This is a genomic window from Levilactobacillus lindianensis, assembly GCF_003946095.1.
In the GTDB taxonomy this organism is placed as follows: domain Bacteria; phylum Bacillota; class Bacilli; order Lactobacillales; family Lactobacillaceae; genus Levilactobacillus; species Levilactobacillus lindianensis.
Genome location: NZ_RHOD01000008.1, coordinates 28841 through 48710 on the forward strand (window position 1 = coordinate 28841; position 19870 = coordinate 48710).

General features: G+C 50.9%; 14 protein-coding genes. All 14 read left to right on the forward strand.

Annotated features, from left to right (window positions below; genetic code table 11):
• Nucleotides 1-111: 111 nt before the first annotated feature.
• A complete protein-coding gene (locus EKM70_RS04635) occupies nucleotides 112-2406 on the forward strand; it encodes a leucine-rich repeat domain-containing protein (RefSeq protein WP_125545709.1) in 2295 nt (764 codons plus the stop codon).
• Between the two features lie 357 nt (nucleotides 2407-2763).
• The gene (glyQ, locus tag EKM70_RS04640) at nucleotides 2764-3693 is read left to right on the forward strand and encodes a glycine--tRNA ligase subunit alpha (RefSeq protein WP_125545711.1); all 930 of its coding nucleotides are present in this window, start codon (nucleotides 2764-2766) and stop codon (nucleotides 3691-3693) included.
• Nucleotides 3693-5768: a glycine--tRNA ligase subunit beta gene (glyS, locus tag EKM70_RS04645; RefSeq protein ID WP_125545713.1), complete on the forward strand. Its 2076-nt coding sequence runs from the start codon at nucleotides 3693-3695 to the stop codon at nucleotides 5766-5768. Before glyQ ends, glyS begins: the two co-directional genes overlap by 1 nt.
• 371 nt (nucleotides 5769-6139) lie before the next feature.
• A complete protein-coding gene (locus EKM70_RS04650) occupies nucleotides 6140-6742 on the forward strand; it encodes an SdpI family protein (RefSeq protein ID WP_164506331.1) in 603 nt (200 codons plus the stop codon).
• Nucleotides 6743-7010: 268 nt separating this feature from the next.
• The gene (dnaG, locus tag EKM70_RS04655) at nucleotides 7011-8855 is read left to right on the forward strand and encodes a DNA primase (RefSeq protein WP_125545716.1); all 1845 of its coding nucleotides are present in this window, start codon (nucleotides 7011-7013) and stop codon (nucleotides 8853-8855) included.
• A 10-nt stretch (nucleotides 8856-8865) separates the two neighbouring features.
• Complete coding sequence (gene rpoD, locus EKM70_RS04660; RefSeq protein ID WP_404819856.1) at nucleotides 8866-9996, forward strand: RNA polymerase sigma factor RpoD; 1131 nt, start codon at nucleotides 8866-8868, stop codon at nucleotides 9994-9996.
• A gap of 270 nt (nucleotides 9997-10266) precedes the next feature.
• Complete coding sequence (locus tag EKM70_RS04665; protein ID WP_125545718.1) at nucleotides 10267-10785, forward strand: RrF2 family transcriptional regulator; 519 nt, start codon at nucleotides 10267-10269, stop codon at nucleotides 10783-10785.
• A 36-nt stretch (nucleotides 10786-10821) separates the two neighbouring features.
• Complete coding sequence (locus EKM70_RS11485) at nucleotides 10822-11076, forward strand: hypothetical protein (protein WP_225416377.1); 255 nt, start codon at nucleotides 10822-10824, stop codon at nucleotides 11074-11076.
• A 57-nt stretch (nucleotides 11077-11133) separates the two neighbouring features.
• A complete protein-coding gene (locus tag EKM70_RS04670) occupies nucleotides 11134-13884 on the forward strand; it encodes an MMPL family transporter (protein ID WP_225416382.1) in 2751 nt (916 codons plus the stop codon).
• Nucleotides 13857-14096 (forward strand): hypothetical protein, encoded by a 240-nt coding sequence (locus EKM70_RS11490; protein WP_225416378.1) that lies wholly within the window; start codon nucleotides 13857-13859, stop codon nucleotides 14094-14096. Before EKM70_RS04670 ends, EKM70_RS11490 begins: the two co-directional genes overlap by 28 nt.
• A 152-nt stretch (nucleotides 14097-14248) precedes the next feature.
• A complete protein-coding gene (locus EKM70_RS04675) occupies nucleotides 14249-14956 on the forward strand; it encodes a tRNA (adenine(22)-N(1))-methyltransferase (protein ID WP_125545720.1) in 708 nt (235 codons plus the stop codon).
• Entirely contained in the window at nucleotides 14943-15749 is an 807-nt protein-coding gene (locus EKM70_RS04680; protein ID WP_125545722.1) for a Nif3-like dinuclear metal center hexameric protein, read from the forward strand. Before EKM70_RS04675 ends, EKM70_RS04680 begins: the two co-directional genes overlap by 14 nt.
• A gap of 56 nt (nucleotides 15750-15805) precedes the next feature.
• Nucleotides 15806-17047, forward strand: coding sequence for a peptidase T (gene pepT / locus EKM70_RS04685; RefSeq protein ID WP_125545724.1), 1242 nt, complete (start codon nucleotides 15806-15808; stop codon nucleotides 17045-17047).
• Between the two features lie 141 nt (nucleotides 17048-17188).
• Nucleotides 17189-19789, forward strand: coding sequence for an ATP-dependent chaperone ClpB (gene clpB / locus EKM70_RS04690; protein ID WP_125545726.1), 2601 nt, complete (start codon nucleotides 17189-17191; stop codon nucleotides 19787-19789).
• The last annotated feature ends 81 nt before the right edge of the window (nucleotides 19790-19870 follow it).

A 19870-nucleotide genomic window follows, 5' to 3' on the forward strand; every position in this document is an offset into this window, starting at 1 on the left:
ACCTGGAAAACTGAACTTGACGTGGTACGATGAGATTATATGCATAAGATGCATTTGATTTTTGAAATAAGTTTGATCTAAAAATGTGGACAAATTGAAGGAGCCTCGTCAATGTCAGTTTTTCAGCAACAAGCTAAAAATTTACAAGTTTCCCATCGTCGGCAATGGTTGTTTGTAGGTGTGGCCGCGGCGGTTCTCAGTACCGAACTTCTCGTGGGTGGTGTGACGCCAGCCCAAGCTGCAACCGATGATCAAGCACCCACGGCGGTGTCTGGTGAGAAGCCAGCCGAAAGGGTTACTAAGTCGGCAGAGGTGGTTAATGAGAATAAACCGGGAGCTGAGAAGACTGGCACCATTAGTTCAGACAAAACAACCGATGGGGCTGGCAACTCTAATGATGGTATTGGAAGTGCAGAGAATGACACCGGAGATGGACAAGCAGCTTCTGATGGCAGTGAGTCTATTAAGCCAAAGTCGAAAGGAAAAGTCGGGCCGTTCTCAGCACGAATGGCAGCGCCAAGCGCGTCGGACCCAACAGAAACTGATCCAGCGGACACGAGTTCTGACGACAATCAGCCGGTAACAGATTCTGCGGGGTTTACGTACACGAAGCATGTGGATGAAGATGGGAATACAACCGGTTATGACATTACAGCCTATTCTGGTAGTGATACTGATATCACGATTCCAGACAGCTATCAGGGGTTGAGTGTGGTTGGTATCGGTGAGGGGGCCTTTAGTCAGAAGGGCCTAACTGGTGTTAAGTTGCCGGATAGTTTGATTAATATTAGTAATGGGGCTTTTCAGAATAACTTTCTGAAGACAATTACATTTGATAGAGCCTTAGAAACAATTGGTAACGGTGCATTTTTAGGAAATCAGTTGAAGGATATCGTTATTTCAGATCATGTGCGAGAGATTGGTGATTCAGCCTTTTTAAATAACGGTGCCACACAATTGACACTGGATAACGATCTTGTGAAGATTGGTAATGCGGTATTTGAAGAAAACAACATTGGTGGTGATTTGACGATTCCAGATAGTGTCACAGAGATTGGCATGATGGCTTTTGTTAATAATCAATTAACCGGACTGGCTTTTGGAACTGGCAAGGCACAGCTGAAAACAATTGGTATCAATTCATTTTCGCATATGAAAACTTTAACGGGTGGCCTATCCGGCGGACCGCTGATTATTCCAGACAGTGTCAAGACAATTTCACCGGCAGCATTTGTAAATGATGCTATTAGCAGTCTCATTCTTGGGAAGAATGTTGAAACGATTGGGGATGATGCCTTTAATGTTAACAACCTCCAGGGTACCATCGATATTCCAGATAGCGTGATTAGCATTGGCGACACCGCCTTTGACGGCAATCATCTCTCCGGAGTGAAGCTGGGAGCCAATGTCGAAACCATTGGTAACAGAGCCTTTGGCGGGGCATCGGATGGTAACCACCTGACGGGCTCATTGATAATTCCGGATAAGGTTCAGTCGATTGGGACGAGTGCATTCGATGAAAACCAACTCAGTGGAATGTTGACAATTCCAGCCAGTGTGAAAACAATTGGGGCTAGTGCCTTTTTGCAAAATCAATTAACAGGTGTCCACTTTCTAGGCGTCCCGGATAGTATTGGGAACGGTGCCTTTGTCCAAAATAATCTGCAACATATTCAGGCTGATTTGCCGGTGAACACGTTCGATGACGAGGCTCTCGCAACTCAGCAAACCTTAACGGTGCCAGTCAAATTAGTTAACGGTAAGTTCATTGGCGTTAAGCAGGCTATTTTGAACAAAGTTATGCCAACCAATTTGGCCTTAAACGATCTGACATTTACTCTTGATGACACGCCAGTAACGTACAATCCAACTGAGGATTCTTTAACGTTACCCGATGGTTTTACCGGAGAAAAGCTGACAGTCATGATGACCTCGGGAACATCCGGCGATAACTCTGGGAATTATGGTGTCTTGCAGCTGACGCTGGATGGGACGCCACAGTCGACACCCACCACCCCAACCGATCCCGTCACGCCAAGTCAACCAGTCAATCCGGTCGACCCCACGACGCCAGTCACACCGGTTCAGCCAATCAAGCCGGCCCAACCGATCAAGCGACCCACACAACCTAAGAAGGCCGCTCAGAAGCAGGCTAACCGTCATGGTAAGCCAACGGGACAGGCAGTTACAGGCCAACGTTTGGCAATAGGGGTACGTTCGGCTGGACCCGCAATGCGTCCGACAACGATAACCAGCCAATTAAAAGCCAGTCGTCAGACCAGTACACAACACCAAGCGACCCTGCCACAGACCGGTGAGCGTACAAAGCTCTGGACGGTGATCGGGGGATGGCTACTGGCGATTCTCGGGTGGCTGGGACTGGGTAACCGTCGGCGAGAACACTAGCCAGAAGAATGGGGGTCAACCATTGACATCCCCGTCCCAGACAGCTATCATAAAACTCAGTTAAATAAGTCGATTATGATGAATGAGAGTTACCGCGTGGTTGGTTAAGCGAGTTCGGGAAAGTGTAAGCCGAACCCAAGGCGTGGTGAGTTGGCACATTCGGAGTCGTTTCCAAGTAAGCTGCTAGTCACGTCTGACTAGAAGTAGGGTGGAACCGCGAAATTAAAACTTCGTCCCTACGTGAATTTGCCTAAGTGAATTCTCGTAGGGATTTTTTGCGCGCTTATTTGTTTAATCGATTGACCAAAACGGCCGAATTTAGTCGCTTGGCAACCACACAAGGAGGAAACAGCACCCATGACAGAAAAACTGTCCATGCAAGCAATCATTTTGAAGTTACAACAGTACTGGTCCGCACAGGGCTGCATGCTGATGCAAGCTTACGATACCGAAAAAGGGGCCGGGACGATGAGTCCTTACACCTTCTTACGCGCGATCGGACCAGAACCTTGGAACGCCGCTTACGTTGAACCTTCCCGCCGGCCAGCCGATGGTCGTTACGGGGAAAATCCTAACCGGTTGTACCAACACCATCAATTCCAAGTGGTCATGAAGCCTTCACCAGATAACATTCAGGAACTTTACCTGAACAGTCTGAAGGAACTTGGCATTAACCCACTCGAACATGATATTCGTTTCGTGGAAGATAACTGGGAAAACCCATCCATGGGTTGTGCCGGTGTTGGTTGGGAAGTTTGGTTGGACGGAATGGAAATCACTCAGTTCACTTACTTCCAAGTCGTTGGGGGGATGGCAGTTGATCCCGTCACTTCCGAAGTGACCTATGGTTTGGAACGTCTGGCGTCTTACGTCCAAGATGTTAACTCCGTCTTCGACCTGGAGTGGGCCGATGGCGTTAAGTATGGCGATATTTTCAAGGAACCTGAATACGAACATTCCAAATACAGCTTTGAAGAAAGCAACCAAGACATGCTGTTACGGCACTTCAACGAATACGAAGATGAAGCCAAGAAGCAAATCGCCAACGGCCTGGTTCACCCGGCCTATGACTACATCTTGAAGTGTAGCCATACCTTTAACTTGCTCGATGCCAGAGGTGCTGTGTCCGTGACTGAACGGGCCGGCTACCTGTCCCGTATCCGGAACATGGCACGTGCCGTGGCTCGCGCCTTCGTTAACGAACGGAAGAAGCGTGGTTTCCCACTGATCAAGGATGAAGCCCTGCGGACAAAACTATTAGCAGACGACGAGGAGGCCAAAAAATAATGGCACACACATTTTTACTGGAAATTGGACTAGAAGAAATGCCAGCCCACGTGGTAACGCCAGCTATCAAACAACTGGTTAAACGGACGGCAGATTATTTAAAGGAACAGCGCGTGGCTTACGATGACATCAAGCCATTCTCAACGCCTCGCCGGTTGGCCATCCAAATCAGTGGTTTAGCCGACAAGCAGGAAGATATTAGCGAATCCGTTAAGGGTCCCGCCAAGAAGATTGCTCAGGATGCCGATGGCAACTGGACGAAGGCCGCTATTGGCTTTACCCGCGGGCAAGGTTTGACTCCTGACGACATTACGTTTAAGGAAATTAAGGGGACGGAATACGTCTACGTTGACAAGTTCATCGCTGGCGAACCCGTCGCTGCGGTCTTGGCTGGGTTAAAGGACATTGTGACCGCCATGACCTTCCCAACCATGATGAAGTGGGGCACCCATCACTTCGAATACATCCGACCAATTCGCTGGATCGTCGCCTTGCTGGATGCTGACGTGATTCCATTTAGTATCTTGGACGTCACGACCGGCCGCAACACTCGCGGTCACCGTTTCTTAGGGACCGACGTGGACATTGCCACGGCAGCCGACTACGAAGCCGATCTTACGGCTCAATTCGTGATTGCCGACGCCGACAAGCGTAAGGCGCTCATCAAGAGCCAAATCGAAAAGATTGCCACCGATAACAACTGGACGGTTACCATCGACGGCGGGTTATTGGAAGAGGTTAACAACCTGGTCGAATGGCCAACTGCCTTTGCCGGGAGCTTCGATGAGAAGTACCTGACTATTCCCGAAGAAGTCTTGATTACCTCGATGCGTGATCACCAACGGTTCTTCTACGCACGGAATGCCGAGGGCAAGCTCTTGCCTAACTTCATCTCTGTTCGTAATGGGAACGACCACGACCTGCAAAACGTCGTTGCTGGGAACGAAAAGGTTCTGACGGCACGGTTGGAAGACGCCATGTTCTTCTACACCGAAGACCAGAAGAAGTCGATTGCCGATTACGTGGAACGACTCAAGTCAGTTAGTTTCCATGATAAGATCAGCACGATGGCTGAAAAGATGGATCGGGTCAAGGCCATCGTGGGCGTGCTGGCCAAGCACCTGCACCTAAATGATACCCAGACTCAGGCCGCCCTGCGTGCCAGTGAGATCTACAAGTTCGATCTGGTTACCGGGATGGTTGGCGAGTTCGCCGAATTACAAGGGGTCATGGGTGAAAAGTATGCCTTACTGGCCGGGGAAGACCCAGCCGTGGCCCAGGCCATTCGTGAACACTACGAACCGATCTCCGCTAACGGGGACTTACCAGAATCCGTGCCGGGTGCCGTATTGGCCTTGGCTGACAAGTTCGATAGCATCCTGACCTTCTTTGCCGCCGGTATGATTCCTAGTGGATCCAATGACCCTTACGCTTTACGCCGTCAGGCCATCGGAATTGTGCGGATTGTTACCGACCAACAGTGGTCCTTGCCAATTGCTGACCTGGCTCAGGCCTTCATCACGGCCGAAGCGGACGCTAAAGTGGCGCCTCAGCTTGATCAAGCTAGTCAAATCGACGCTGTGATTGGTTTCGTGAAGGATCGGATTCGGAAGATCTTGCGTTCTGCTAAGCAACGTCACGACATCATTGATGCCGTCACCAACAGTTCTAGCAGCGATGTTCTGCGGATCTTTACGGCTGCCGACATTCTGGCTAGCCATGCCGACGATGCCAACTTCAAGGCCGTTATTGAGTCCTTGACGCGGGTCATTCGTTTGGCGCAGAAGGCCCCAGCCGAATTGGCGACGGCCACGGTTGATACCGATCTGTTTGAAAATGACAGTGAGGGTGCCTTGCACCAAGGTGTTGCTGAAGTAGCGACCGCCGCTGACAAGACGCTGGCTGACCTCTACGCAGCCTTAGCTGACATTCAACCGACGATTGCGGCTTACTTTGAAGCTACGATGGTTATGGATAAGAACGATGCCGTTCGGAATAACCGGTTAACCGAATTGAGCGGCTTAGCTCGTCTGACTTTGAAGTTGGGTGACTTGGACCAATTAATCGTTAAATAGAAAGAGTGGGTCAAAAGGCGGTTAGCTGGCGAGCATTAAGGCTGATAACCGAATAATCCCAGGCTTGGATTGTTTGGTTATCAGGTTTAAGCGGAACCAGCTGCCTTTGGACACACGTTTCGGCTATATAGATTTGACGCTACTGGTGGGTCTGAGGATTGTCTCCTATCCGTTGAAATGGTTGTGACTGACACTTTTGGTGTGGGTCACGGCCATTTTTGTTTGGTCAAAGTGATTTCGGATGAGGGGTCGAAATGACTTGGTTTGGGTACTACCCAATCTAACTTCTTTATTGGGGACGTGTTTCCCAGGCAACTATGATCGTCTCAGGTGTAGGCGGGTTTTGCCCGCCTAGAAAGGAGACGGTGAGGATGTTAGTGCCACGGTTACGAGTCAAGAATTGGCAATTGTGTTTAGGTAATGTGGTTTTAATTATTCTATTGTGGGACGCGCAGGCAACTGGTCTGCGTTGGGGCCTGAGCGAGCCCATTCGGTCGGAGAAACTCTTATTGGTACTGACGCTATTTGTCGGAATTGCTGGGCTTTTACCGAGCGCATTACCAGCCCGGTTCTCAGCGAATCAGACCACTTATATCGCCCGCGATGCCAATATATTACTCATCTTGTATCAGGTCATTTACTTGGCGGTACCACGCGTTCTAATCGCGGCCTACCCGCTGACTAGTGTGGCGGGCGCTGGCATTATCTTTAGTCTATTAGGGGTTATCATGATGTATATGCCACGAAATGGTGTCATTGGCATTCGAATTCCGTCGACGGCAGCTTCACCAGTTATCTGGCACAAGACGAATGTTTTAGGCGGGCGGTTATTCTTTCTGTTGGGGATGGCCATCTTGCTTTCAGCCGGCTTACTGGGGGATACTTGGGGACTGATCGTCATGGGGGTTGGAACCGTGATTATGGCGGCGGTGACCGTGTTCTACGCCCATCATTTATCAAAAATGGCGCATTGAGCGTTAACGGTGGCCGATTCAGTCATTGGTCACCGTTTTTATAGCAACAATGGACCCCGTAAACGGACAGGAGAGGCGGCGTGCGGTATACTGAAACCATGGGTTACCAGAGAGGCTTATGAGTTGACATGCGCCGTAATAGGAGTAGTATGTATAGTGTATTTTTGCGCACGAATTCTAATTAAAGAGTCGCACTTTTCGGGTTTCCGGGGTGCGACTTTTCAAGGCTATGGTGAGTCAGGGTCATCCACGATAAGGGAGTGATTGGGTGGCAAAGATACCTGAAGACGTCATTGAAACGGTTCGGACGGCCACGAATATCGCGGATGTCGTGGGTCAGTATGTGCAACTCAAAAAGTCCGGGAAAAACCTATTCGGGCTGTGTCCGTTTCATGAGGAACGGACACCGTCGTTTTCCGTTTCGGAAGACAAACAGATTTTTCATTGCTTCAGCTGTGGTCGCGGGGGAAACGTCTTTAAGTTTCTGATGGAACTTGAGCACGTCTCTTTCCCGGAGGCCGTGGTGAAGGTCGCCGATTTTAGTCACGTTGATCTGGCTAGTGAATACCGGCAGGAATCGACGGGGCCAGCGGTGGACTCCAAGACAGGACAGCTATTGGCATTGCACGAGCAGGCCGCCAAACTCTATCACCACATCCTGGTGAACACCGAGATGGGACAACCGGCTCTGGATTATCTCCACGACCGGGGCTTGACCGACGAGACAATTGAAACCTATCAATTGGGCTTTGCACCCGGGCAACGTTTATTGAAACCGTTCTTCGAGCAACGGCAGAGTGACTACCAACTGTTGCGCCAGACGGGACTCTTTATTGAAAATGCTGACGGTGAATTGCGTGACCGGTTCACGGAACGGGTCATGTTCCCGTTGCGAAATGCGAGCGGACATGTGGCGGCGTTCTCCGGTCGTTTACTGAAGACGGCGCCGGATCAACCCAAGTATTTGAACAGTCCAGAGACCAGTTTGTTTAACAAGAGTCGTTTGCTCTTCAACTTCGACCTTGCACGGCCGGCAATTCGCCAGGCCGGGGAAGTCACGTTGTTTGAAGGGTACATGGATGTTATCTCGGCCACCCAAGCGGGCGTGCTGAATGGGATTGCCTCCATGGGAACGAGTCTCACGACCGAGCAAATCTACGCTATTGAGCGGACGACCGATCGGTTGAATGTCTGTTACGACGGGGATGAACCCGGACAACGGGCCATCGACCGGGCACTGCGACTCCTCGGAGAACACAGTCATCTGCAATTGCGGGTGATTCAGTTACCTGAGGGGGAGGACCCGGACGAATACCGTAAGGCACACGGTGACGAAGCGTTTCGACAAATGCTCGAGACCGCTAAGGAACCACCGTTGCAATTCCAATTGCGGTATTTGCGGCGTTCTCAGGCGTTGAACACGGACAGTGAGCGGTTGGCCTATGTCAATCAGGTCATGCCATTGCTGGCTCAGGTCACCGAACCCGTTGAACTTGATCTTTACTTGAATCAGTTGACGACGGAGCTCGGGATCGACAAGGCCGCCTTGCTGGCCCAACTCAAACAGGTCCAGCGAGACAGTGCGGCACAACAGGAACGTCAGCGACCGACGCAGCAACAACAGCCGGCGCCTAGCGAACCGGTAATGACCGTGCATCAACAGCAACGGCCATTGAACCGCCTCGAACGAGCCGAACGGAGTTTACTGTATCGGTGTTTACACGATCGAAACGTGTGGACGCGGTTGAGTGATGTGCCGAATTTCAGCTTTGTTCATGAGGATTATCAAGTGATTTATACCCTGGCCCAGGGCTATTTCCAAATGCATCAAGATTATCAGGCCGCTCAGTTTACGGACTTCGTTCAAGAAGACCGACTGCAGCAAATGGTTATCGACTTAGAAACGATCAACATGGCCGCGGCGGTAACCCCGCGGGAAATCGATGATTATTTAGCGGTAATTATGGACCAAGCGCCAGTCGATGCGCAACTCCGACAAAAGAAACAACAGTTGGCGGAGGCTGCGCGCTTAGGTGATGCCGACCAACAGCGCCAACTCGTGGTTGAGATTGTGCAGTTAGAGCGGCAGCGACAGGCGAATAAACCAGTTTAGTCTAGGGGGTATTTTAATGGCAAAAAAAACCACGGATCAACCAATGTTTGACCAGAAAGCATACAACAAGACGGTGCGTGCTCTGATTAAGAACACCAAGAAAGCAGGTCAGATCACCTATGATGATTTGACTGATAAGGTGGCTACCCCGTACACGCTGGATGCTAAGCAGATGGATAAATTGCTCGAAACAATTTCCGATGCTGGGATCAGCGTGGTTGATGCTAAGGGTGAGCCAGACCCACGGGCGGTTAAAGCCCAAAAGGCCGTTTCTAAGAAGGAATTGAAGGCTGCCGGTTCAACGACCGGGGTTAAGATTAACGATCCTGTCCGGATGTACCTGAAGGAAATCGGTCGGGTTAGCCTGTTAACGGCGGATCAAGAAGTCGCTTTGGCTTTGCGGATCGAAAAGGGTGAAGAAGCTGCCAAGAAAGAGTTGGCTGAAGCCAACTTGCGGTTGGTGGTTTCCATCGCCAAGCGTTACGTGGGTCGGGGGATGCAATTCCTGGATCTGATTCAAGAAGGGAACATGGGGCTCATGAAGGCCGTCGAAAAGTTCGACTACCGTAAAGGGTTCAAGTTCTCGACGTACGCTACTTGGTGGATTCGGCAAGCCATTACACGGGCGATCGCTGACCAAGCACGGACGATTCGGATCCCTGTGCACATGGTTGAAACCATCAACAAACTTATTCGGATTCAACGGCAATTACTCCAAGACTTAGGGCGGGAACCAACGCCTGAAGAAATTGGGGCCGAAATGGACATGCCAACGGAAAAGGTTCGTGAGATCTTGAAGATCGCGCAAGAACCCGTTTCTCTGGAAACGCCTATTGGTGAAGAAGATGACTCTCACTTAGGTGACTTCATCGAAGACCAAGATGCGACGAGTCCTGCCGATCATGCGGCCTATGAACTCTTGAAGGAACAGTTGGAGAGTGTCTTGGACACCTTGACTGATCGGGAAGAGAATGTACTGCGGTTGCGTTTCGGACTCGATGATGGCCGGACGCGGACTTTGGAAGAAGTCGGCAAGGTCTTCGGGGTTACCCGTGAACGGATTCGTCAGATCGAAGCCAAGGCTTTACGGAAGTTGCGTCATCCATCACGGAGCAAGCAACTGAAGGATTTCTTGGAATAGCTTAACTTTTGAGAGGCACCTGGCGTTCACTGCAATTTTTGTGGTGAGCAGCGGGTGCTTTTTTTATTTTCGGCTAGCTTCGGTTACAGATAATTCCGTTAAAAGACGGTCAAAATTTCCGCAAAAATAAATTGCCGAGTTGAAACCGTTTACACTGAAAAATGATTCCGGTAGACTTAATTTATTCTTTAAAAGTCTTGCAATAATTTTTAAAGGGGATATAATGTATCTCGTTTAAAAGAAATGACTTCGTGAGAAAGGAGGGCCACCGTGAAGAGCAAACCGAGTTTGGAACAGGCCTTTTGTATCGTGGCGATCTTGGGAATTCAAGACCGAAAAGTCCCGTTACATAGCCATTTAGTGGCCGAGAGATTGGGAATCTCGACCAGTTATTTGAAGAAGGTTGTCCAGAAGTTAGCGGGTGGTGGCATCGTCAAGACCGTTTCCGGTCGTGAAGGTGGCATCGTCTTGGCGCGAGACCCCAAGCAGATTACACTGCTGGATGTCTTCAAGGCCATCGAGACTGAGACACCCTTCGTCAAGAGTACCGGTCTAGTTTCCAAGGTCTTTGGTTTTGGCAAAGAGAGTGCGTTTATCAAGACGTATGCGTTAAAAGACTTTGAGAGTCAGCGTCCGGTTGCAACGGCTTTGGCCGTCTTCGCTGAAGCTGAGCAACGGTATCGAGAACAATTAGCCACACTGTCGATTGGGGATATCTTACCTACGGCAGAGAACCAACCCCTCCAACTGGATTGGACCACCTGGCTAACGCGTCATTCAGCAGAATAGATAAATTTTTAAAAATTGATTAGGAGGTTTCACAGCGTGCGATGGATGAATAAGCATTACATCTGGAACGTGATTGGCTGGCTAGCAATTGTTATTCTAGCCGTCGTTACAATTCCCAGCATGAGTAAATTAGTTGCGGAAAAGGGGCAAATTACCGTCCCTAGTAGCTACCAAAGTACCCGCGCCACCAACATGCAAAAGCAATGGGGGCGGTCACAACGGGGAACCACAGCGGTCGTCGTGGTCTTTAACAATGGGAACTCAGCCTTAACCTCGGCTCAGAATACCTAGATCGACAAGACGATTAACCGGATCAAAGATAATGAGAACAAGTATGAAATCCGGTCAATCACTGCGGCCAGTGATAGTTCTACGGCGGCTTCACAGTTGATTTCTAAGGACAAGAGTACGCAGCTACTCCAACTAAACGTCCACAAGTCCAACAGTCATTCCGTCACCCAGATTCGTTCTGACATCACGTCGTTAGCGAAGACGAGTGGCGTGAAGACCTACGTGACCGGGGCAGATGTCTTAAACCAAGACTTCTCCGACGCCACGCAGGCTGGGGTGCAAAAGACCGAAGTCATTGCCGCCATCTTTATTTTCTTGGTGCTCTGGTTAGTCTTCCGGTCACCCGTTACGCCACTCTTCTCCTTACTGACGGTGGCGGTATCCGTCATCACATCAATCTCTGTCGTGGCCAATCTGGTCGATCGGTTTAACTTCCCATTCTCCAACTTTACGGAAGTCTTTATCGTCATCGTGCTCTTCGGGATTGGGACCGACTATAACATCCTCCTATATAACGAGTTCCGAGAGCGGCTGGCCAATGGGAAAGACCGCTATACGGCAACCAAGGAAGCCATCAAGATTGGTGGACGAACCGTGCTGTATTCCGGCCTATCCGTCCTGATTGGGATGAGTGTGTTGGGTTTTGCCAACTTCTCACTCTACAAGTCAGCCGTTGGGATTGCCGTTGGGGTTGTGGTCTTACTGGCCGTACTCCTGACGTTAAACCCATTCTTCATGGCGATCTGTGGTCCCCACATGTTCTGGCCCGTGAAGAAGTTCCAAGGTGAAGGTGATAGTAAGCTCTGGCACGGTATGGCCAAACACGCCATGATTCGGCCGGTCCTCACGTTAATCGTGACCGGCTTAATCTTTGTGCCACTAGCCCTGACGTCTCACGGGACGTTGGACTATGATAACTTGGTAGAAATTGGGGACAATGTTCCTGCCAAGCAAGGGTTCAAGATCGTTCAACAGCATTTCTCCAAGGGGACTGCTGAACCAACGACTATTTATATTCAAAGTGATCACAAGTTAGATAATGAAAAATCCTTATTGTTGATTGACCGTTTGACGAAGCAACTCCAAGCTTCCGATGGGGTCAAGACCGTGGCTTCCGTCACCCAACCAGGTGGGAAGGCCATCAAGAAGCTCTATGTCCGGAATCAAATGAGTTCCGTGACGTCTGGCTTAGCGCAGGCCCAACAAGGGGTTAATAAGGTCAATAAAGGCCTCAAATCCGCTAATAGCCAACTGAGCAGCCAAAACGTTTCCGGGGCCGTTAGCGACGCGAACAAGCTGGCTAATGGGGCTCAGCAGGTCAGTGCCGGCACGAGTCAACTACAATCAGCGCTCAGCCAGGTTTCCACGGGGATGAACACACTAAACAGCCAAGTCTCCTCCGCTTCTGGCGGCAAGCAGGCGGCGCAATTGGCCCAACTGGAAACTGCCTTGCCACAATTAAATGCGGCGATCCAAGAATTAAACTCTCAAATTCAAAACAGTAGCACTAACACCAGTGGCATCAAGTCGTCTCTGACCAATATTGGGGCCAAAGCCACCGACATCGGCTCACAGATCGGAACGGTTCAGAGCGAAATGAAGAGTCTGCCACAGATCGATGCCGCAACGGTTGCTCAGGCCTTTGCCCAAAGTGGCGCGCCACTGAGTGCCAAGCAACAGGGCGTCTTAGCGGGCGTTCTGAAACAACAGAGTGCTGCTCAAAGTAAGTTACAATCGACGCTGACAAGTGCCTTAACCAGCATTGGTGGAGATGCGACTGCAATCGGGGCTTCAACCAAGAGTGTTGGTTCACAGCTCGAATCCCTCCAGAGTTCAACGGGGCAACTTCAGACGGCCGTGGCCACTTTGGCTCAGAAGTCCGGGGTTGCATTACCGGGAGCCGCCACAGCCTTGAGTGCCGCTAGTTCACAGTCGGCGCAATTGGCCAGTGCTACGGGTCAACTTTCCGGGGCGATGTTTAGCATCAACGGCAAGATGCCAACGTTGGTCTCCGGGGCGAGTCAAGTCGCTGCCGGGAACCAAACGATGGCAGAAAAGTTAGCCGCAATGAGTAAGCAGTTAACCGCTTTGCGGAAGGGCTTAACTTCCGCCACCGGTGGGTTAACGCAGGTTTCCAGTGGGGTTGGTACAGCCAACTCTTACCTGAAGGGCTTGCAGAAGTCGGCGGCTGCCGAAACCTTCTACATTCCAACCAAGCAACTTCACGGTAGTGACTTTAAGCCAGCCTTAGACACCTACGTTTCGCCAAATAAGAAGTTGACGAAGCTGACGGTTGTTCTCGATGACGATCCCAGTTCCGCCGCTGCTATGGCCCGGTTGCCTAAGCTGGAAAAGGTTGTTAACGGGACACTGAAGGGAACCAGCCTGGGTAAGGCTAAGGTGGCCTTTGGTGGGAATACCTCACAGACTAACGATATTAATGCTATGGCCTCCAGTGATTTCACGCGGACTGTTATTATCATGTTAGCCGGAATCTTCGTGGCCTTGATGGTTGTGACGCACTCGCTGGTTCAACCAATCGTGATCGAAGGAATCCTGTTGGTGGCTTACTCCGGGGCCTTAACCATCGTGCACTGGTTAGTCGATCCCGTTCTGGGGACCAACATGTTGACGTGGAACACGCCGTTCTTTACGTTCGTGATGCTGGTTTCTCTTGGGGTGGATTACTCGATCTTCCTGATGCGTAAGTACCGTGAATACCTCCACGAACCGGGTGCCACCAGTGACAAGATGTTACAGGGGCCACAGTTATTGGGACGGTGGTCATCTCCGCTGGGGTCATCTTAAGTGGGACCTTCGCGGCCTTGATGCCATCCGGTGTCATGACGCTGATTCAGATTGCGTTAGCCGTAATCATCGGGATTATCCTGTTGGTTATCCTCTTACCAATCGTGATGCCAGCCGTTATGAAGATTACGTATCCGTACCCGTATTCTAAGATGGGGCCAACCCCGACTGACGATCAGCCGGCAGAACCTCAAACGAGAAGTGGTCATTAATTTCTGAAAGCTTAAAAAAGTGTGTGGCGTGGGCCACGCACTTTTTTTCTACTCGAGGCGAACATATGTTTTGATTTGTGGGGTATTCAAGAGCCAGTGACTAGCTTATACTAGGAGTAATGAGAGTTTAAATGCGAAAGGAAGCGTAGAAAATGGATGCAGACCACTTATCAAATCGACTGGCGACCGTTGCTAGCTATGTGCCAAAGGGGAGCCGACTAGCCGATATTGGCACCGATCATGCCTATCTCCCAGTGAACCTCTTAAAACGCGGCCTGATTGCTGGCGGTGTTGCCGGTGAGGTCGTCCGCGGTCCCTTTGAAAATGCCGCTCACGAGATTCAACGCGAGGGCTTAACCGACCGACTGACAGCCCGCCTGGCCAATGGTTTAAAGGCCATTGAACCGGCCGATCAGATCGATACGGTTGTGATTGCGGGGATGGGGGGGACCCTGATTACCCAGATCCTGACCCAAGACTTCGATCGGTTGGCTGGCGTTAACCGGTTGATTCTTCAACCTAACGTGGGTGAAATGGTGGTTCGTCGATTCCTGATGACCCACGGTTTCCAACTGGTGACCGAAGAAATCTTGGCCGAAGATGGCCACACCTATGAAGTCTTGGTTGCCGATCGGGCTGAACAGCCAGTCATCTATAACGATGAAGACTTGCGTTTTGGGCCGTACCTGTTACGGGAGCATTCAACAATCTTTATCGCGAAATGGCAACGTGAACTGGTGCGGACAGAAGCGGTCCTCAAGCAGGTGCAACAAGCTGCGGTGGTTCCAGAGGACAAGGTTGCCGAATTGACAGCCGAGATTCAAGAGATTGAGGAGGTTTTACACCGTGTTAGTGCGTGATTTAGTCGAACGATTTGAACAATTTGCGCCCCAGACTTGGGCCGAACCGGGTGATCCCGTTGGGTTACAGCTGGGAAGCCTGGATGCCCCAGTCCACAAGGTTTTAGTGACGCTCGATGTGCGACCAGAGATTGTGGCCGAAGCCATTGCCTTTAACGCCGATTTCATCTTTGCCCACCATCCGATGATGTTTCATCCGGCTAAGAACCTTGACTTGGCCGACCCACAGAATCAGATGTATGCGACCCTGTTACAGCACCACATCACGGTGTACGGGGCCCACACGAACCTGGACAGTGCGCCCGGTGGGATGAATGACTGGCTAGCCGCAGCCCTAGGTCTGGAAGACACCACAGGCTTGGTTCCCAGCAATGGTCGTGGTGCGACACCGGCGGTTATGATGGGTCGGATTGGTAACTTACCAGAACCAACGACCGTCCTAGACTTTGCCTTTCGTTGCAAAGAGATCTTTAACATTGCGGGTCTGCGGCTGATTAGTCAGACCCCTAATGCCCCCGTGAAGCGCGTTGCCGTGCTGGGAGGCAGTGGCAGTCAATTCTATTCTGAGGCATTAGCGCAGGGTGCCGACGTGTACGTGACGGGGGATGTATCCTACCATACCGGGCATGACATGTTGGCCCATGGCCTCAGTGTGATCGACCCCGGTCACCACATTGAGAGCATCTGCAAGGCCCAATTGACCACATTATTCAAGCGGTGGGCTCAGGAAAATGACTGGCCAATTACGGTGGAAACCTCCGGGTTGAATACCGATCCCTTTACTTTTCTTTAATTTCAAAAACAGGTACACTTAATTTGTTGATTAACTTAACTGAGGAGTGATTTATTTTGGCAAAGTATGAAAATTTGATTCCCCGCTTTCTGAAGTACGTTAAGATTAATACCCGGTCTAATCCGGAGTCGACGACGGTTCCTTCCGATCCACGTCTGACTGAATTCGCTAAGGGCTTAGTAACCGACCTTAAGGCAATCGGCTTGAAGAACGTGCACATTAATCCACAGTCAAGCTACGTTTTTGCCACGTTGCCAGCCAATACTGACAAGACCGTTCAGAAGTTGGGCTTCATTTCCCACTTTGACACGGCGGACTTTAATAGCGAAAATATTACGCCTAAGTTCGTTGAAAACTACGACGGCCATTCCGTCATCAAGTTGGATGCTGCAGGCAAATACACCCTGGATCCAGCCGTCTTCCCCAACTTGAAGAACTACAAGGGGCACACGTTGATTACCACCGATGGCAGTACGCTGTTAGGGGCCGACGACAAGTCCGGGGTTGCCGAAATCATGGCTGCTGCCGAATACCTGTTGGCTCACCCAGAGATCAAGCACGGCGAAATTGAGATTGGCTTGGGACCCGATGAAGAAATCGGGACTGGGGCTGACCACTTTGACGTCAAGGATTTTGGGGCCGACATCGCCTATACCGTCGATGGTGGGCCACTCGGTCAATTGGAATATGAAACCTTTAATGCCGCGGATGCCCAGGTTGAAATTACCGGGACCAACGTGCACCCAGCCGAGGCCAAGGGCGTCATGGTCAACGCGTCGCAAGTAGCCATGGACTTCCATGCTGCCTTGCCAGAACACGACCGGCCAGAAAACACCGAAGGCCGTGAAGGGTTCTTCCACTTGTACAGCATGACAGGGACCGTGGATTCTGCTCACCTGAGCTACATCATTCGCGACCACGACCGTCAAGTCTTTGAAGACCGGAAGAAGCTCTTCCAGGGCGTGGCTGATCAGTTGAACAAGCAGTATGGCTCGCAACGGGTTCAGGTGACCATTAAGGACCAGTACTACAACATGCGTGAAGTGATTGAAAAGGACATGACGGTTGTCGACCTGGCTAAGGAAGCCTTGGAAGACCTCGATATCAAACCACTGATCTTCCCAGTTCGTGGTGGGACCGATGGGTCTAAGATTTCCTTCATGGGCTTGCCAACACCAAACCTCTTCGCCGGTGGGGAAAACATGCACGGGCGCTTCGAGTATGTCTCCGAACAGACCATGGAAAAGGCCACTGATGTGATTATCAAGATCGCTGAACTGACTGAAAATAAAGCTTAAATCGATTTAGTCAAAATTGGTCAAATTATTTTGATTTTGGCTGCGGATCGGTTAAAATATGAGTGAAAATGGAGGTTGACCTAAGGGTTACCTCTTTTTTAGACCCTGAAAAACCAATGAAACCTTGAGGAGGATGTTTAGATGAACCCAGAAAAAATGACGCAGGCCCTCACCGATGCCTTGGCGGAGGCCCAACGAATTGCGATGACTCGTAAGCACCAGGCGGTCACGGTTGCCCACCTGTTTAAGTTTTTAGTCCAACCGGGGGAACTCGGTCGGCAGCTCTTCGAGGATGCCGGGGCTGATGTGACGGCTCTGGATGGTGAATTGGATCGGGAACTCGACAGTATCAGTACCGTGAGTGGCAGTGGTGTGCAGTACGGCCAGGAGTTCTCACGGAATCTAACCGATCTGCTACAGAAGGCCGATAGCATTCGCGAGGCCTATCATGATGACTTCATGGCGGTCGACACCGTGCTCATCGCGGTTACCCAGTTGAATGGAGATAGCCTGACAGATTATTTGAAACAAGTCGGGATTACCGAAAAGAAGATGCGCCAAGCCGTGGACAAGCTTCGTAACGGTGAACGCGTTACCTCGAAGAATCAGGAGGACCAATACAAGGCTCTCGAAAAATACGGGATCAACCTCGTTAAGGCCATGCGTAGTGGCAAGATCGATCCAATCATCGGCCGGGATGATGAGATTCTTTCGGTCATTCGTATTTTATCGCGAAAGACCAAGAATAACCCGGTTCTAATTGGAGAACCCGGGGTCGGGAAGACCGCGATCGTCGAGGGCCTGGCCCAGCGAATTGTTCGGGGGGATGTTCCCGATAACTTAAAGGATAAGACGATCTTCTCCCTGGATATGGGGTCGTTAATTGCTGGGGCCAAGTACCGGGGTGAATTTGAAGAACGGTTGAAGGCCGTCTTAAAGGAAGTCACCAAGAGTGACGGTCAAATCATCATGTTTATTGATGAAATTCACAACATTGTCGGGGCTGGCAAGGCCGAAGGCAGTATGGATGCCGGTAATATCTTGAAGCCAATGTTAGCCCGGGGTGAGCTTCATCTGATTGGGGCGACCACGTTGGACGAATATCGCCAGTATATGGAAAAGGATAAGGCTTTGGCGCGGCGGTTCCAACGGGTCGTCGTGGCGGAACCGAGTCTGGAGGACACCATTACCATCTTACGGGGACTGCGCGAACGGTTTGAAATTCACCACGGCGTGCGGATTCACGATAATGCCCTGATTGCGGCGGCTAAATTATCCGATCGCTATCTGACCGATCGTTTCCTGCCAGACAAGGCGATTGACCTAGTTGACGAGGCTTCGGCGTCGATTCGCGTGGAAATGAACTCGGCACCAACGGAATTGGATCAGGCCCGGCGTTCACTGATGCGGATGCAAGTTGAACAGACGGCGTTGAAACAGGAAACCGATGACGCCTCCAAGAAGCGCTTGGCGGAACTCCAAAAGGAACTGGCCGATACCAAGGAAAAGGTGGATCGACTCGGGGCTCGCTGGACGCAAGAAAAGACGGCTATTAAGGGCCTCGGGGACAAGAAACAGGAGCTGGATCGCGCCAAACGTGACTTAGCCAACGCTGAATCCGCCTACGACCTGAATAAAGCCGCCGAACTTCAGCACGGTACAATTCCCCGTTTGCAAAAAGAACTGGCAGATCTGGAACAGGCCGACCAACAGCAGGATTGGTTGGTTTCCGAATCGGTTACTGAAAATGAAATTGCAGCCGTAGTTAGCCGTATGACGGGGATTCCCGTCACCAAGTTGGTCCAGGGTGAACGGGAGAAACTGTTGAAGCTAGCCGATCGGTTACACGATCGAGTTGTCGGGCAGGATCAAGCAGTGACGGCGGTAGCCGATGCCGTCTTGCGTTCACGAGCCGGTCTGCAGGATCCCACGAAGCCCTTAGGATCGTTTCTCTTCTTGGGACCAACCGGGGTTGGGAAGACCGAACTTGCCAAGGCCTTGGCGGAAAACCTCTTCGACAGTGAAGACCACATGGTGCGAATCGACATGAGTGAGTATATGGAAAAGGAATCGGTTTCTCGGTTAGTCGGGGCCGCACCCGGCTACGTGGGTTACGAACAAGGAGGCCAATTAACCGAGGCCGTCCGGCGTAATCCGTACACTATCGTTTTATTTGACGAAGTGGAAAAGGCCCATCCAGATGTTTTCAACCTGTTACTGCAGGTCTTAGACGATGGGCGCCTGACAGATAGCCAAGGGCGGACCGTGGACTTTAAGAACACGATTCTTATCATGACGTCTAACTTGGGATCGGATATTCTGTTGCAGGGAACCGATGATCAAGGGCAGTTGAAACCTGAGGCTCAAAAGCAGGTCGCTCAGCTCTTACAAACGCACTTCCGGCCAGAATTTCTGAATCGAATTGACGAGACGATTATGTTTACGCCACTGACCTTAGCGGATGTTCAACAGATCGTGGTCAAGTTGATTGGTCATCTGGCAACGCGGTTGCACGAACAACAGTTGGATCTGACCATTACGCCGGAGGCTCAGGCGTGGATTGCCGAGAAGGGTTATCTGCCGGCATACGGGGCCCGGCCACTGCAACGGTTCATCACCACGCACGTGGAAACGCCACTGGCCAAGGCGCTCATTGGCGGAGAGATTCCGGCCAAGAGTCTAATTACCATTGCCGTTCAAGCCGATCAGTTAACGTTTACGCATGCACCCTTAAAACAATAAGTATTTTAGCGGGGTCGACCATGGTCGCTCCCGCTTTTTTGGCGGAAAATTCAGACTGGAACGTACGTTCTTCTGTGACGG

What these genes read in the sequence shown, in the direction of transcription:
- glyQ (WP_125545711.1), top strand. Translation starts at nt 2,764, where the DNA reads ATGACAGAAAAACTGTCCATGCAAGCAATCATTTTGAAGTTACAACAG.
- glyS (WP_125545713.1), top strand. Translation starts at nt 3,693, where the DNA reads ATGGCACACACATTTTTACTGGAAATTGGACTAGAAGAAATGCCAGCC.
- EKM70_RS04675 (WP_125545720.1), top strand. Translation starts at nt 14,249, where the DNA reads ATGGATGCAGACCACTTATCAAATCGACTGGCGACCGTTGCTAGCTAT.
- EKM70_RS04650 (WP_164506331.1), top strand. Translation starts at nt 6,140, where the DNA reads ATGTTAGTGCCACGGTTACGAGTCAAGAATTGGCAATTGTGTTTAGGT.
- clpB (WP_125545726.1), top strand. Translation starts at nt 17,189, where the DNA reads ATGAACCCAGAAAAAATGACGCAGGCCCTCACCGATGCCTTGGCGGAG.
- EKM70_RS04635 (WP_125545709.1), top strand. Translation starts at nt 112, where the DNA reads ATGTCAGTTTTTCAGCAACAAGCTAAAAATTTACAAGTTTCCCATCGT.